Origin of the sequence: Marininema mesophilum, assembly GCF_900106775.1 — a bacterium.
In the GTDB taxonomy this organism is placed as follows: domain Bacteria; phylum Bacillota; class Bacilli; order Thermoactinomycetales; family DSM-45169; genus Marininema; species Marininema mesophilum.
Genome location: NZ_FNNQ01000001.1, coordinates 171,476 through 187,357, shown reverse-complemented (window position 1 = coordinate 187,357; position 15,882 = coordinate 171,476). Strand labels below are relative to the sequence as shown.

The window sequence follows — 15,882 nt, the reverse complement described above, 5'->3', positions numbered from 1 at the left end:
TCCGTTGACACGCAGCCTGGATGACAACGAGAAAACAGGTCTGGAAATTGCCGTGATTGGGATGGGTGGTCGATTTCCAGGAGCAAATCATATCGACGATTTTTGGGAAAACCTCAAACAAGGTGTTGAATCGATAGCGCATTTTAGTGAAGAAGAGCTGATCGAGGCGGGTGTCGATCCCGACTTGGTTCAGCACTCTAACTATGTGAAGGCGAAGGGTTATATCGAAGATGTCGAAAAGTTTGATGCTTCCTTCTTCTCCTACTCACCTCGAGAAGCGGAGATTACCGACCCGCAGATTCGCATCCTGCAAGAGATCGTCTGGGAGGGACTTGAGATGGCGGGATACGATCCTAAGTCGTATCCGGGTCTCATCGGCCTTTATGTTGGTGCTGCAACCAATTTTAATTGGATGAAACAGAGTCCGCTCCTCGGTAGCAGTAGTGCAGCCGAGTTTTCAGAAGCAGGGACCCTGTGTTACAAGGATGCGTTATCCACGCTAACTTCCTACAAGCTTGGATTAAAAGGTCCATCCTTTACACTGTATACGGCGTGTTCTACCTCGTTGCTCAGTGTTCACCTCGCTAGTCGTGCTCTGTTGACGGGTGAGTGTTCGATTGCTGTGGCAGGGGGGGTACGGGTCTCTTACCCGACGAAGGAGGGTTATCTCTACGAAGAGGGCATGACGTCATCGCCTGATGGAAAGGTGCGCGCTTTTGATGCTGCTGCCAAGGGAGCTGTGTTTAGTGATGGGGCGGGAATCGTTGTGCTCAAGCGCTTAGAAGATGCCCTAGAAGACGGGGATACCATCCATGCGATTATCAAGGGTTCCGCTGCTAATAACGATGGGGAGCGCAAGGTGGGGTATACCGCGCCAAGTGTCGAGGGTCAGGCTGAGGTGATCAGGGCAGCACATGGCTTTGCTGAAATTGAACCAGAGAGCATTTCCTACATCGAAACCCATGGAACCGCGACAGCGCTGGGAGATACGATTGAATTTGAGGCGATTAAGCGCGCTTTTTCGGATACAAAGCGAAAAGCATTCTGCGGTATTGGCTCAGTCAAGAGCAACGTCGGACATTTAGATACAGCGGCTGGCGTTACAGGGCTAATCAAAACGATTCTGTCGCTAAAACACAAACAGTTGCCGCCTAGTCTTCATTTTAATAACCTCAATCCTAAAATCGATTTCGTAGATAGTCCTGTTTATCTAAATAGAGAGCTTTCCGAGTGGAGGACAGAAGGGATCTATCCCCGTCGTGCAGGTGTCAGCGCCTTTGGGTTTGGTGGCACCAATGTGCACGTCGTGCTAGAGGAATGCCCAAAGCTTACAAGTGAACTACCATCGACAGATCGTCATCTGTTGGTGCTATCCGCACGCAGTGAGTATGCTTTGGCTCAGATGGCAGAGAACCTGGCGACGCATTGTGAACAACATCCTGAGATTTCCTTGGCGGATCTTGCGTATACGTTGCAGATAGGGCGGCGTGAATTCCCTGTTCGTCGCTCCCTAGTTGTTAAGGATACAGCGGATGCGATTCGGCAATTACGTCAATCTTCCTTACCCACTCCTATTCATACGGAGAAGCGTCCTGTTGTTTATCTTCTACCTGATAATGCCAAGGAAGCAGTCAAATTGGCCCTCGCGCTGGCTGATGGTGATGGACAGTTTCCTAGGGAACTGGAAGAGGTGTTGGAGCGGGCTTCCTCTCAGATGGGCTTTAATCTAACTGAAGCGATCCTTTCTCAATCCTGGCCCGCCGCTACTGAAGAGGCTATAGTCGTTGCGATTGGCGTTGCACTCAGTACTTTTCTTCATAAAATTCTACCAGCGGCATCTCTTGTAGGCTTTGGGGTGGCTGAATTGGCTGCCGCTGCAGTAGCAGGGGTTTTTGAGCTAGAGGATGCCCTTACCCTTGCCACAACACGTCAACAAGCTACGCTAGAACGTCATGTAAAAAAGATCTCATACAACCCTCCCAAGATTCGTTTTCTGTCCAATGTGACAGGGGATTGGATTACTGCGAAGCTCGCGATGGACCCCCTTTACTGGGCAAAGGTAGCGGTAGCGCCTCCTGCTCATGAGGTCGGCATGGAGGAGGTGCATAAACTTCTAAACAATAATCACCTTTGCCTTCACATGCTAGAGCTTCCTGCTAAGATCGAATCAGAATGGGCATCGGAGAAACTGATTCCATTAACGGCGGACTTATCCTCTATACTCGGGTGTTGCTGGGAAAAAGGTGCTGTAGTGAAATGGGAGGCTCTTTATGAAGGAGAACGCCGTTTACGAATCCCATTGCCTACCTATCCCTTTGAAAAAAGGCGGTATTGGCTAGAACCAAAAGCCCAAGATGCTATTAAGCAGCATGCCAATGTATTGGAGAAACGGCCGGACATCGCAGACTGGTTTTACCGTCCGATATGGGGGAGCAAACCCTTTCCGGCTAATCTGTCAGGGAAGGATCAACAGCCATCTCTCAACTGGCTACTTTTCGTCGACAAAGAGGGGGTAGGGCAAAGAGTTGCTGAGGGTTTACAGGCAGGTGGGCATCGAGTCATAACAGTTGCTTGCAAGTCGGCCTTTGCTGTAGCGGGGGAGATGGCCTATGCGGTAGATGCAACGAAGGAAGAGGACTATCATTCTCTGTTCGATGAGCTGCGTAAGCGGGAGTTGCTACCTGATCGTATTGTGCACCTGTGGAATGTTTCCCAGGAGGATCAGGGGCTTGCCTTTTTGGAGACTGGCTTTTATAGCATGATTCACCTTGCCAAGGCTCTTAGCGTTCAAAATATTATTCATCCCCTTGAAGTATCGGTTGTGACAAATCAGCTACAAAAAGTGTGTGGAGATGAAAGCGTTTGTGCTGAAAAACAGCCTTTGCTCGCACCCGTTAAAATATTGCCCCAGGAATATCCCAATGTGCGTTGCCGAAGTGTAGATATCGAACTTACCGATTTGGAATGGACTGTATCTCACTTGCTAGCTGAGTTGCAACGAGAGATTGCTGATACGGTGTTAGCTTATCGAGGGGACCAGCAATTCATCAGTACCTTCGAGCTACTACCCAAGGAAGAAATCCAAGCGGCCATTAACCTGGAACCACAAGAGGTTGCTCCTCGTCTGCGTGAAAGGAGTGTCTACCTGATCACGGGCGGGCTTGGTGGTATTGGATTAAAACTGGCTGAATACCTAGCCCGTTCCGTCAAGGCGAAGCTTGTTTTGATTGGCCGTCACGGATTACCCGAACGTAGCGAGTGGGAGCAGGTTTTAGCCACCCATGGCAATGATGATCGGCTAGCGATTCGAATTCGAGCAGTATTAACCCTTGAGCAATTGGGGGCCGAGGTACTGGTACTTGGAGCAGATGTTGCAGACTCTACCGAAATGCGCGCAGCTCTCCTCCAAGCTGAAGAGCGATTCGGAGCGGTCCAAGGGGTGATTCATGCTGCGGGGGTACTTCGCGTTCGCTCTGCCCAATGTGTGATGGCGACAATTACGCGGGAGGATTGCGAAGAGCAATTCCGACCGAAGCTTCATGGATTGATGGTATTAGAGGAGCTACTAGGTGATCGTGAGCTGGACTTTTGTCTGTTTGTCTCCTCACTGTCTCCTATCCTCGGCGGACTTGGGTTTGTTGCCTATGCCGGTGCCAACCTGTATATGGATGGCGTGGCTGACCGATTGAGTAATCGAGTAAATAATCGGTGGGTGAGCGTCAACTGGGGCGACTGGCAATACACAGGCGAGGCTTATGATAAGCCGATGTTGGGTGAAACCCTGGAACGTCTCGAGTTAACTGCGGAGGAGGGGATCAAGACTTTTCAGTGTGTTCTTGCCCTCTCCAACATTCATCGCGTCATTATTTCCGCGGGGGATATGTTTAGTCGATATGATCAGTGGATCACTATGGAGAGCCAGCGTCAGCAGCAATCACTTCCATCTGGTAAACCCCAACAGGGCAATAACCAACGAAATCGCATGACTATCGGTAGCTCAAACCTTGTAGAGATTGAAGCAAGCATCGTTGACATATGGCAGGAGTTCTACCGCGTAGACCATGTAGAAGTAACCCATAATTTCTTTGATCTAGGAGCAACCTCCCTTGATATCATCCAAATTCATGGGAAGCTGATCAACCGACTGGAACGGCATATCCCCATCGATGTGATGTTTGAACACGCGACGATTCGCGCTCTTGCTACTTATTTAAGTGGTGGGGAAGAAGTTTCCTCACAGGTAACCCATCGCCGATACTCCCCAGGATCAGTAACGGGAGATATTGCCATCGTGGGGATAGCGGGTCGCTTTCCCGGGGCGCAAAATATAGGGGAATACTGGGATAACCTGACCGCAGGTATGGAGTCGATTCGCTTTTTTAGCAATGAAGAGCTATTGGAAGCGGGTGTACCAGAAGCAGATGTGACCCAACCCAATTACGTCAAGGCAAAGGGGTATTTAGAGGGCGTTGATCGCTTTGATGCGGCATTCTTCGATTACACGCCCCAGGATGCAGTATTGATGGACCCGCAACTGCGGATCTTCCACGAGGTAGCCTGGGATGCCCTGGAACATGCAGGGTATGAAGGGGAAACCTATCCGGGTCGTGTTGGCGTATATGCGGGAGCCTCCCCGAACCTTTACTGGCAAGTACTTTCCACCTTAGCAGAATCGAGCGAACCATCGGGGCAGTTTTTGACTTCGCTACTCAATGATAAGGATTCACTCACCACACAAATATCTTATCGATTTAATCTGAAAGGTCCCAGTACCAATATCTTTACGGGGTGTTCCACATCCTTGGTGGCTATTCATACAGCCTCCCAAGCGCTTTTGAATGGTCATTGTGAGATGGCTCTTGCAGGAGGGGTTACCCTTGCCCTCCCTGATAAATCAGGTTACATCTACCAAGAAGGGATGCTTTTCTCTGCGGATGGTCATTGTAAGCCCTTTGATGAAAAGGCAAATGGAATGCTCTTCGGCGATGGTGTGGGTGTGGTTGTATTGAAAAGGCTAGATGATGCACTCGCCGATGGGGATACGATTCATGGCGTAATTAAGGGTAGTGCCATTAACAACGATGGGAGTAATAAAATTGGCTACACCGCTCCAAGTGTAGAGGGACAAGTTGACGTGATCCAGTCGGCCCATGTAGCGGCTGGCATTGATCCTGATACCATCTCTTACATTGAAACCCATGGCACAGCAACCAAATTGGGTGACACCATTGAGGTTAAGGCACTTGGCGATGTCTTCGGGGGAAGAGAAAAACAAAGTCTCCCCATTGGCTCCGTAAAGTCGAATGTCGGCCATCTCAATGCTGCTTCAGGGGTTGCTGGTTTAGTAAAGACCGTGCTTGCGATGCAACATCGTCAGCTTCCTGCTAGTTTAAATTTTGATGAACCGAATAAGGCGATTGACTTTGCAAACAGTCCCTTCTATGTCAATACGAAACTTAAGGATTGGGATGAAAGTGATGGTGTGCTTCGGGCGGGGGTTAGTTCCTTTGGCATTGGGGGGACGAATGCCCACGTGGTACTTGAGGAAGCCCCCGATCTTCCTCCGACTTCTCCGAGTCGCCCTTATCAAGTGTTGCTGTTATCCGCCAAGACAGAAAAAGCCCTGGAGCGGATGACCGCTAATTTGGGTCAATTTCTGGAGGAGAATCCTGAAATAAATTTGGCGGATACCGCTTATACACTCCAAGTAGGGCGGAAAGAGTTTACTTACCGCCGTGCACTCCTCGCCTCCTCGGCACGCGAAGCGGCTGAGTGGCTACAAGAGAAAGAGTCACGCCGAATCCATCACCACCATGTGAAAGAGAAGAATCCGAAGATCGCCTTTCTCTTTGCGGGCAATGGTTCCCAATATAGCCATATGGGACGGGATTTGTATACTAACGAACCGATCTTCCAAAAAGAGATGGACAAATGTTTTGCCATCCTACATCGCTTGACGGGTCAAGATTTCAAAGCAGTGGTCTTTCCAAGGGAAGAAGATCGTGAAGTAGCAAAACAGAAACTGCTGAAGATGGAATACTGTCAACCACTTATTCTCTCCTTCGAATATGCCTTAGCTGCCTTGTTACAACATTGGGGTATTGCACCATCTGCACTGCTAGGCTATTCCTTCGGTGAGTATGTAGCCGCTTGTCTAGCCGGTGTGTTCACATTGGAAGAGGCGCTGAATCTTATCGTTATCCGGGGTCGCTTGATGAGTTCTTTGCCGGGTGGTGGCATGCTTTCGGTTCCCCTCGAGGAAGAAACATTACTACCGATGCTCGAAGAATTTTACGAACAGGGTGGCGGTCCCTTGTCCCTGTCGATTGTTAACGGTCCATCCTGTATCGTGGCAGGTTCCCCTGGGACGATACAGGAATTTGAAAAGTGGCTCCGTAGTAAGCGTCTGTTGAGCATGCGAGTCACCATTGAAGGAGCTGCCCACTCTCATCTTCTTGAACCGATTATGGAACAGTTTGCCGAGCATGTGCGTCGCATCAACTTCAAGCCGCCGATCTCCCCATATATCTCCTGTATTACAGGAACATGGATCACAAAAGAGCAGGCCGTTGACCCAGACTACTGGGTACGTCATATGCGTGAAACGGTACGTTTTGACAGAAGTATCGAAACGTTAAAAAGAGAAGGAATCGGTGTTTTTATTGAAATCGGACCTGGGCGAGACCTTAGCGTGATGGTCCAGCGTTCCCTTGATAGGAAAGAGAACGCACCAAGGCTATTCAATACGACCCGTCCCGAGCAAACCACGTTGACCGATGATCAGTACCTGCTCAACCAGATGGCCCAGCTCTGGACAGTAGGTGTTTCGATTGATTGGAAACGTTTCTATGAGGGAGAGAAGCGACGCCGCATTCCGCTACCGAGCTATTCCTTTGAACCTGTTTCCCACAAGTTACAAGGGAACCCCTTTGATATCGGTAGCCAGCTTCAGGCTACGAAGCCGAAGCGGACGGGTAAGAATACCAATTTGGATGAGTGGTTTTACGTCCCACAATGGACGTCTACCTTATCACCTCAACTTGTATCCGTTGGGAAAGAGCGTTGGTTGATCTTTGCGGATCGCTGTGGGCTAGGGGATGGGATCGCTACCCACCTAAGGGAGACGGCGGATGTCACAGTGGTTTATCCAGGAGATCATTATAGCAAGCAAGATCACAAGAAATATCAGATAAACCCAGCTGAAGCAGCAGACTATGCTTCCTTGCTGAAGGATACAGGGATTCCTACCCGTATTTTGCACCTTTGGGGCGTGACGAAGAGTCCACGAAAGCGTAGTCCTGAGCGGGTAGCGAAGATGCAGGAAGTAGGATTTTACGCCCTTTTCCACCTTGCTAAGGCATTTAGCACTCAACAGGTGATCGATCCAATAACCCTGTGCGTGATTACGAATGGTGTGCAATCCGTCACAGGGGAGGAAGAGCTCGTTCCAGAAAAGGCTCCCCTGTTGGGGACATCCATCGTCCTTCCCCAGGAGTACGCCTACTTTAATTGTTTGAGTATCGATGTATCGCTTCCCCAGCGGGGCAGCCAGCAGGAGCGCCGTTTGATAAAGCAATTGATCGCTGAAGCGATGGTGGACAGGGTAGAGGATAAAGCGATTGCCTACCGTGGGATGACACGCTTTGTGCAAAGTTATACCCCGCTGAAGATGGGGAAAGCGGATGAAACGGAGCTCCCTCTAAAACGAGGCGGAGTCTATTTGATCACAGGGGGACTTGGCGGCATCGCTTTGATACTTGCTCGTCATCTAGTAAAGCAAACCCAGGGAACCATCGTCCTCACCTCTCGGTCAGGGCTCCCACAACGGGATGAATGGAATCAACACCTCAGTGCAGCCACGGCCAATGCCGCGAAGATTCGCCAGGTGTTGGAGTTAGAGGAGCTTGGTGGAAGAATCGATGTGCAGGCAGTGGATGTCAGTGATCGCGAGGGCATGGAGGGATTGGTTGCTGATATAGAAACTCGTTTTGGTGAGCTCAACGGTGTGATTCATGCTGCGGGTATTATCGGCGGAGATACCTATAATCTGGTCAGGGAGTTGACAAGGGAGGATTGTGAAGCTCACTTCACCTCAAAGGTATACGGTCTTCTTGTGTTGGAAGAAGTACTTCGAGGTAAGAAACTGGACTTTTGTCTGTTGATGTCTTCGATCTCCGCTGTTCTCGGAGGATTAGGTTATCTTCCCTATGCAGCCTCCAACCTCTATATGGATGCCTTTGTCACCTACTACAACCGCGAGGCGGAATTGCCCTGGCTCAGTGTAAACTGGTCGGATTGGAAGTACTGGGAGGAAGAGGACAAGGATATGCAAATCGGTGCCGCGGTTCATGAATTGTCTATGACACCAGAAGAGGGGATTGACATGTTTAATCGAGTCCTCACCTGGCGCCAAGGGGATCTGCTTGTGCACAGCCCTGGAGATCTGCAAGCCCGTATCGATGAGTGGGTCCATTTGAAATCACTGCGGGAGGAAGAGGATGAAGTACTTGAAGGCACAGAGTCCTTCCATTCACGTCCGAATTTGTTAACCGAATTCATCCACCCACGCACTCGAACAGAGGAAAAACTATGTAGTATCTGGCAGCGTGCCTTCCGTGTGCAACAGATTGGTGTGCGAGATGACTTTCTCGAACTGGGTGGCGATTCGCTAAAGGCGATTACTATCGTGTCGCGAATTCATAAGGAATTAAATGTAGAGGTGTCTGTGGCAGAGATGTTTAATCTCTCCACGATTGAAGGGCTGGCCAACCATATTGAAGGAACGGAAGAAAGCCAGTACAACGCGATCATGCCTGCACCGGAAAAGGAGTACTATGAACTTTCTTCTCTCCAGAAGCGGTTCTACATCTTGCACCGCTTACATCCAGACAGCACTTCTTACAACGATACATCGGTTATTTTACTCGAAGGAAGTATCGATACGAATCGGCTTGAGGAGGGTTTCCAAAATCTAGTACAGCACCATGAAATCTTCCGCACCACCATTGAGATGGTGGGCGATGTACCCAAGCAACGAATTCATCCCCATGCTGAGGTAGAGGTAGCGTATTTTACAGCCGTGGAATCGGAAGTGGATGGAATCATCCATCAGTTTGTGAGACCCTTCGACTTTAATCAGCCACCATATCTGCGGATCGCTTTGATTCGTTTGGTAGAAGAGCGACACATCCTGGTGATTGATCTTCATCACATCGTAACGGATGGGGTGTCTTATGATATCTTCGTGCGCGACTTTTTGACACTTTATGCTGGTGGCGAGTTGATTCCGTTGCGCCTTCAGTACAAGGATTACGCGGAATGGCAAAACAGTGAGCAAGAAAAGAACGCGATGAGTCGCCATAGGGAGTATTGGATCGATCAATTCCAAGATGAAATTCCCGTATTGCAATTACCACTAGACTTCCCCCGTCCTGAAACACAGAACTTCACAGGGAATACATGCCACTTTACTCTCGGAGCAGAGTTAACACAAAAGATCCGTAAGCTGGCTATCCAGGAGGAGACGACTCTCTTTACGGTTCTTCTGGCAAGCTACTATGTCACACTTGGTAAATATAGCAATCAGGATGATATTGTGATCGGTACCCCAGTCACCGGGCGCCCCCATGCTGATCTGCAAAACATCATTGGTGGTTTCATCAACATGTTGGCTCTGCGTAATTCTCCGCAGGAAGATAAACCCTTACAACTGTTCCTTCAGGAAGTGCGCGACCATGCGTTGGAGGCCTTTGAACACCAAAAATACCCCTACGAAGATCTCATCCTGGAACTTGGTCTGCAGGGGAATCTAAGCCGTAATCCACTGTTTGATGCGGTGTTTGTACTGCAAAATATGGATACAGAAAAGATGGAAGTGGACGGGCTATCCGTTTCATCCTACGATTACGATCACCAGCGGGCACAGTTTGATCTGCTTCTACGGGCCAATGAAGGAGACGACAGTATCGAGATGGCATTGGAGTATGCGGATGCATTGTTTAGACGAGAATCGATGGATAAATTTTGCCATCGTTTTATCGAGGTGTTAGAACAGATTACTTCCCATGTGGATATTCCCATCCGAGAGATTAAAGTGAAGCATCAATTGAAGGAGCTACAGTCGGTAAATTCAGCAACGGATTTTGACGATTTTAATTTTTAATCGGGAGCAAGGAGTTGGTTCGAAATGGCAGCGCGAATCGTCACAGAAGATCTCATCATAGCAGGCCAGCAAAAAAATAGAGAACGCCGCTACTGGTTGGGCCAACTGGCGGGGGAGCTAGCTGACAGCCGCTTTCCCTCTGATCGGGTGGCTGGGTTGGAGGGAGAAGGGGGCTTGGCCTCTATCCCCTTCGACTTCGACGAGGAGTTGTCTAATCGTCTTGGGGAAATTTCCAACCATTCCGACCTTCGCCTATTTATGGTGCTGACGGCTGGGCTGACTTTGCTTTTAAATAAATACACGGGGTTGGAAGACGTCCTGGTAGGAGCACCGGTGAACCGTCAACAGGAGGAGGCAGATTTTATCAACACGGTTCTCATTCTGCGCCAGAAAGTTCAGGATGAGATGAGTTTTAAGCAGCTTCTCATGCAGGTGCGTGACACGACCTCTGCGGCGATCCAACATCAAAACTTTCCCCTGATCACCCTTAAGGATCAATTGAATGAGGAACTACCTGAAGGTCGTTCCTTTCCCTTTCGGACAGCCATTGTGCTCGAAGAATTGCAGGATATTGACTATCTTGAGCCTGCTGCCCCGGAAATGATCTTCTCCTTTCGCCGGGAGAATGGTCGTTTTATAGGAACGATCCACTATCGTACCGAGCGATTTCTCCCCGGTACGGTTGCAAGACTCGGAGGTCATTATTTATCCCTGCTTGCTCAGGCAGTAAAGCATGCGGATATTCCTCATGTTGAGCTAGATTGGATTCCCTCAGGGGAGCAGGAGGAACTGCTGCATTTTAATGATACAGTGGCGGATTATCCCCATGAATGTACGCTCGTCCAGCTATTTGATCAGCAGGCGGCCAATACCCCGGATAGACTGGCCGTCGTAGCGGAGGGGAGCTCCCTTACCTATGCTGAGGTAAAACAACAGGCAGATCGTGTCGCTACCGCCTTACGCCATAAGGGGATTGGCTCCGGTCACATCCTGGGTCTGTTACCTGAACGGAACTCGAAAACGATTGTTGCGCTCCTCGGTATCATGAAGGCTGGGGCAGCGTATCTGCCCATTTCCCCCCATTGGCCAGCCAATCGTGTCCAGGAAGTATTGGAGGATTGCGATTCCCCCCTGTTGATCACCCCGGAAGTATACAGGCAATTGCTTACTGTGGAGGCCGAGGAATTGCCTCCTGTCAGTCATCCAAATGATTTGGCCTATGTGATCTACACCTCGGGTTCCACGGGCAAACCGAAGGGGACCATGATTGAGCATAAGAGTGTTGTCAATTTTACCTGGGGAATGTGGAGGGAGATTTATTCCCTATATGAAGCCCCCTTCCGCGCAGCACTCGTCTCGCCCTTTGAATTTGATGCTTCTATACAGCTGATTTTTGGAACGCTTTTATTTGGCCATACCCTTTATATTGTGCCGGAGGAGGCCCGACTGAACGGGGGGCTACTTCTTGATTTCTTTCGTTACCATCAAATAGAAGTGACTGATGGTACACCGACTCACCTGCGCCACATGATGGATCATCTCCAATATGGAGAGGATCTTGCTCTGTGCCATCTCATCATCGCCGGAGAAACCTTACCCCCGTTGCTAGCCAAGGGCTTCCTGGAGCGATTCGGCGCCAAAAAACCACAGTTAACGAATGCCTACGGACCAACCGAGGCAACAGTCAATGCAAGTAGCTATCACATCTCCTATGAAAAACTAGCAACTATGCAACGCGTTCCGATTGGGTCGCCATTACTGAACTCAAAGGTTCTTATTTTGGGTCCACGAAATCAGCTCCAACCCATCGGAGTACCCGGTGAACTGTGCATAACGGGGAATGGTTTGGCTCGGGGTTATCTTCATCGACCAGAAAGTAACCTAGAGAAATTTCAAGTTAATCCCTTTGCTGCTTCGACAGCTATGGTCGACGAAGGCCGCATGTATCGTACGGGGGATCTTGCACGTTGGTTACCTGATGGAAACTTAGACTACCTAGGACGAATCGATGATCAAGTGAAGATTCGCGGCATGCGAATTGAACTAGGGGAGATTGAGAGCCGGTTGCGGGCTCTGCCATCGGTTCGTGATACAGTGGTTACCCTTCGGAAAACGGCGGAGAATGAAGATGCCCACCTTTGTGCCTATGTAGTCCTGGAGATACCTGTTGATGTAGCGGATATTCGCCGCTCTTTGGCAGAGGATTTACCCTACTACATGGTACCTACTTATCTGATTCCAATGGATAAATTTCCAGTTACCCCTAATGGGAAGATTGACCGAAAAGCACTACCCGCTCCGGAAAGGCTTCAATCGAGTAGCACCTTTGAAGCGCCACGCAATGATGTTGAAAGGGCATTGGCGGATATTTGGTGTAGAGTGCTTGGGGTAGAAGAAATCAGTATTCACGATAGTTTCTTTGAACGGGGTGGCAATTCGCTCCAAATTACTACGATTGCTTCTCATATCAAACGGGACTTAGGCGTCGATATTCCCCTACGTGAAGCATTCATAAAGCCAACCATTCTCGATTTAGCGGCTTATGTGCAGTCGGCGGAGCAAAAGGATTATACGGGATTGCAACGGCAAGAAGAGCGGGAAGACTATCCTGTTTCTTCCGCACAAAAACGTCTCTATGTCTTGAATCGGTTTGAGGGTATTGGTACGGCGTATAACATCCCTGGTGTTCTAAAGGTGGATGGCCCCTTTGCAGCTGAACGACTTACAGTTGCTGTTCAATCATTGGTTGAGCGTCATGAATCCCTACGTACCTCCTTCCAATTTAAAAATGGTCAGCCGGTTCAGATCGTTGGAGAGCCGGTGCCTTTTCAAGTTGAACGGTTTGAAGGGTTCGATACACAGGAGATTCCAGCCCTGATTCAAGCCTTTATCCGTCCCTTTGATCTGACAAAGGCACCGTTGTTCCGTGTGGGACTCATCTCGATCAGCGGTCAGCCTAACCTACACTATGTACTATTTGACCTCCATCATATCATCGCAGATGGCGTATCCCTTGCCCTCCTCGAGCAGGAGTTTATCCGTTTGTACATGGGTGAAAGCCTTGAAACTTTAGATTTGCAATATAAAGACTACGCAGTTTGGCAACGCGAACAGGTGCAGAGTGAGGAGATGAGGGAGCAGGAGCGTTTCTGGATCAACCAATTTAGTGATGAGGTTCCCGTTTTGGAGTTGCCGACAGACTATCCGCGGTCACTAAATAAACATTTTGCTGGGGATCGTTTGCAATTTGACCTACCCGCAGACTTGACAGAGCAGTTGAAAAGCTTCGCCGAACAACAGGGTGTGACCTTATACATGCTTCTCCTTGCAGCATATAACGTGCTCCTTCATCGATACACGAAGCAGGAGGATATTATCGTAGGCACCCCCATCGCTGGCCGCTTGCACAGTGATCAGGAATCAATGGTGGGTATGTTTGTGAACACCTTGGCTCTACGTAATCGTCCTACAGGGGACAAAACCTTCAGCCAATTGCTTGATGAAGTAAAACAACATGCGATTGAAGCCTATCAACACCAGGAATATCCCTTTGAGGAATTAGTGGATCGTTTGCAATTAGAGCGTAATTCCAGTCGTAATCCGTTGTTTGACACGATGTTGTTTATGCAAAACTACACCCGTCAGCCTGGTGTGGCTAAAGGCCTAACTTTTACACCCTATCCCTTTACCCACCATGCGGCCAAGTTTGATATTACGCTCGAGTTTCATCAAGAGGCTGATGGAATGTTGCTGGCGGTGGAATACGCTACCAAACTTTACAAACGGGAGACGATGGAGAGGTTTTCCCAACATTATTTGAGGATACTGGAAGATGTCATTCAAAAGCCCCATCAAGCCTTGCAAGATGTTTCTTTGCTAGATGAGGAAGAGACGCAAAATCTTCTCACTACCTTTAATCAGACAGCAAGCGACTGGCAAGAAACCGGACTGATTCATCAATTGCTAGAAAAGCAGGCTGAGGAGTACCCGGCGAGAGATGCCCTTATTTCGGAGGAAGGGATATTGACCTACGGGGAGCTAAACGCACGAGCCAATCAACTAGCCAGGCACCTCCGTGAATGTCAAGTGGGGCCAGAGGATCGCGTGGGGTTGCTACTGAGCCGCTCACAAGAGATGGTCATTGCCATCTATGCTGTTTTAAAAGCCGGAGGCACTTATGTACCGATAGATCCGGAGTTCCCCACAGATCGCATTCAATATTTGCTACGGGATAGTGGAGCTAGCATGCTATTAACCCAAAGGGACTGGCGGGAGAAAGTCGATTTTTCAGGATCTATTTTGGATGTGACCGATAAAGAAATCTACCAGGGTGATCCTAGCAACTTACCCTCCGTCACGGCATCCGAACATTTGGCGTATATCTTGTACACCTCGGGCTCAACGGGTCAGCCAAAAGGGGTGATGGTTGAACACCGAAATATTATTAATTTCTTACATGCCATGCAGCAGGAGTATCCAATGATGGCGTCTGATACTTTCTTGTTGAAAACTCCCTACACCTTTGACGTTTCTGTCCCTGAGCTATTTGGTTGGACGATAATGGGTGGCCGTCTCGCCATTTTAAAAGAAGGCGATCATCGTCATCCAAAAGCGATCCTACGTGCGGTTACTGAGTACAACGTGGGTCTGCTTAATTTTGTCCCATCGATGTTTGGCGCTTTCCTCAATGCACTAGGTGGCAATGGACAACCTCTCAAGCTATTAAAATATTTGTTACTTAGCGGTGAAACGGTGACAAAGGATTTAGTAGAACGATTCCATCGCTTAGGTACAGATGTCCAACTAGACAACCTATATGGTCCAACCGAGGCAACCGTCTTTACCACTCGATATCCGCTCACAAATTTGCAGGAGTCTGTCCATGTTCCCATTGGTCGACCCATTGCCAATGTACAGGGCTACATCCTTGATGGACAGGAGAAGCCCGTTCCCATCGGTGTAGTCGGCGAGTTATTTATCGCAGGTGCAGGCCTTGCTCGGGGATATCTAAATCAACACGAACTTACCACAAAAAAATTCCGCCCCCATCCATTTATTGAAGGGGAGCGGATGTATCATACCGGTGACCTTGCGCGCTGGCTTCCAGATGGCAATATCGAATTCCTCGGACGGATCGATCACCAGGTGAAGGTAAATGGCTTCCGTATCGAGCTGGGTGAAATCGAAACTCTACTCTACCAATTGGATGGGATTATCGAGGCTGTTGTAGTGGATCAGGTGGATTCGCTAGGTAATAAACAATTGGTTGCCTATTATGTTGCAGATCGGTTGATAGAGCCTACCCATATCAAAACACATGTGAGTCGCTTCCTACCAAACTTCATGGTGCCGGCTTTTTTTCACCCACTTACGGAAATGGCGCGCACATCCAGTGGCAAAATCGACCGTAACTCACTCGTATCCATCCCGATAGGTGTTCAGAAAGAGGCTGTTTCGCTGGCCAAGCCGCGTACTGAACTGGAACGAAAACTGGTCCAATTTTGGAAACAGTTATTTAAGAGGGATGAGGTGAGCATCGATGACGATTTCTTTGAACTGGGTGGAAACTCGCTAGCAGCTGTGGAGCTAGACCTTGCTTTAGAAGAGAATGGAGCGATTGACGAGGCGGAGCTCCTTGTCTATGAACATAGAACGATTCGTCTGCTTGCAGAACACCTTGAAAGTTACCGAGTCCAGGAAGATCGAGGAGGGGATTAACG

2 protein-coding genes are annotated in these 15,882 nt (G+C 49.1%); both read left to right on the top strand.

Going from position 1 to position 15,882, the window contains the following annotated elements:
- The first annotated feature begins 4 nt into the window (after positions 1-4).
- The gene (locus tag BLV90_RS00730) at positions 5-10,162 is read left to right on the top strand and encodes a type I polyketide synthase (protein WP_281241987.1); all 10,158 of its coding nucleotides are present in this window, start codon (positions 5-7) and stop codon (positions 10,160-10,162) included.
- A gap of 24 nt (positions 10,163-10,186) precedes the next feature.
- Positions 10,187-15,880 (top strand): non-ribosomal peptide synthetase, encoded by a 5,694-nt coding sequence (locus BLV90_RS00725; protein WP_091734690.1) that lies wholly within the window; start codon positions 10,187-10,189, stop codon positions 15,878-15,880.
- Positions 15,881-15,882: the final 2 nt, after the last annotated feature.

Excerpts from the sequence above, each read along its gene's own strand:
- BLV90_RS00725 (WP_091734690.1), top strand. The coding sequence starts at position 10,187 with ATGGCAGCGCGAATCGTCACAGAAGATCTCATCATAGCAGGCCAGCAA.